At 74.0% G+C, this 1,183-nt stretch carries 1 protein-coding gene; it reads right to left on the bottom strand.

Annotated features, from left to right (window positions below; all coding sequences use genetic code 11):
• Positions 1–29: 29 nt before the first annotated feature.
• Positions 30–851, bottom strand: a complete 822-nt coding sequence (locus tag BI06_RS10150) for a protein phosphatase 2C domain-containing protein (RefSeq protein WP_043467098.1) — start codon at positions 849–851, stop codon at positions 30–32.
• Between the last annotated feature and the right edge of the window lie 332 nt (positions 852–1,183).

The following is a 1,183-nucleotide window of genomic DNA, read 5'->3' as shown; positions in this document are numbered from 1 at the left end:
TCCCCTTGTACGTTGCCCGCGGACGGGCCCTACAGCAGCGCGTAGAGGGCCGAGGCGTCGTCGTGGGCCTTGCCGCGGGGCCAGCGTTCGCAGGTGGCGTCGGTGCGTTCGACGGCGCGGACCTGGGCGATCAGTTCGGCCGGGCCGGACTCGCCGAGCAGGCGCAGGGCGTCGCCCCAGCTGCCGAGGCCGAAGCGGTCGGTGAAGCGGGCCGCGCCGTCGGAGAGGGCGGCCACCGCGCGCAGTCCGGCCAGCGGGACGAAGCCGGTCTCGGCGTGGGCGGCGGCCTTGGGGCTGGCGGCGGCGATCCAGGGGCCGGTGCCGGAGTTCCGGACGGCACGGACGGCCAGCGTGTACTCCAGGTGCAGGGCGGCCCGTTCGGCGGAGCCGGGCACCGTCGACCAGACCTGCCGGCGCAGCTCCTCCCCGCCGGGGAAGCGCTGGTTGTCGCCGATCACCCGGGGCGGGCCGTCCGCCGGTTCCAGCACCAGCAGCGAGTCCCCGAGCACCAGGTACTCCAGCGAGGCGCCGTGCCGACGGGCGGCGACCACCATCGCGGCGGGCGTGTTGGGGTGGGCTAGGTCGCAGCGGCCACCGTGCAGGGCGGCCGTCTCCGCGATGGCGTCGGCCAGGCACTCGGCGATCGAGCGGTCCGGGCGGTCGGTGAGCCGGGCCAGCAGGTGGACCCCGAGTCTGCGGACGTACCAGGCGGTGCCGTGGCGGCACCCGGACTCCAGGCCGGTCGGCGAACTCGAACCGTCGAGGAGGACGAGTGCCTCGGAGGTGGCCGCCGCGAAGTCCTCGCTCTCGCGGTCGGGCCGCCGTGCTTCCCCTGCGAGCTGTACCTGCATCCCGACAGTGTGCGCGCCGGGTGCGGCGCGCGCCCAGACCCGTGCACACGCCGCGCCGTACGCTCCCGGTGGCAGCGCGGGTGATCCGGCCATACCGTCGGAGCACGAGTGGACATTTCGGCCGATCGGGGCCGTCCGGGTTTGGGATCACCTTCGGGGGATCCTCGCCCCCGGCGCTGACGAGGGCGAGGAGCGAGAGATGTTCTGGCAGTTCATCGTGCTGTTGGTCGCGACGATCGGCTTTCCGACCGCCACCCTGCTGTTCCTGATCGGCGGACCGCGCTTCCCGGACGAGAAGCGCGGCGACTGACAGCCGCTCTTTGCAAAGTGGC

The organism is Kitasatospora sp. MBT66, assembly GCF_000710405.2.
Lineage (GTDB): Bacteria > Actinomycetota > Actinomycetes > Streptomycetales > Streptomycetaceae > Kitasatospora > Kitasatospora purpeofusca.
This window is presented reverse-complemented; position numbering and strand designations above follow the sequence as displayed.

Bases quoted from the DNA above. Each gene is read 5' to 3' on its own strand.
- BI06_RS10150 (WP_043467098.1), bottom strand. From the start codon at position 851: ATGCAGGTACAGCTCGCAGGGGAAGCACGGCGGCCCGACCGCGAGAGC.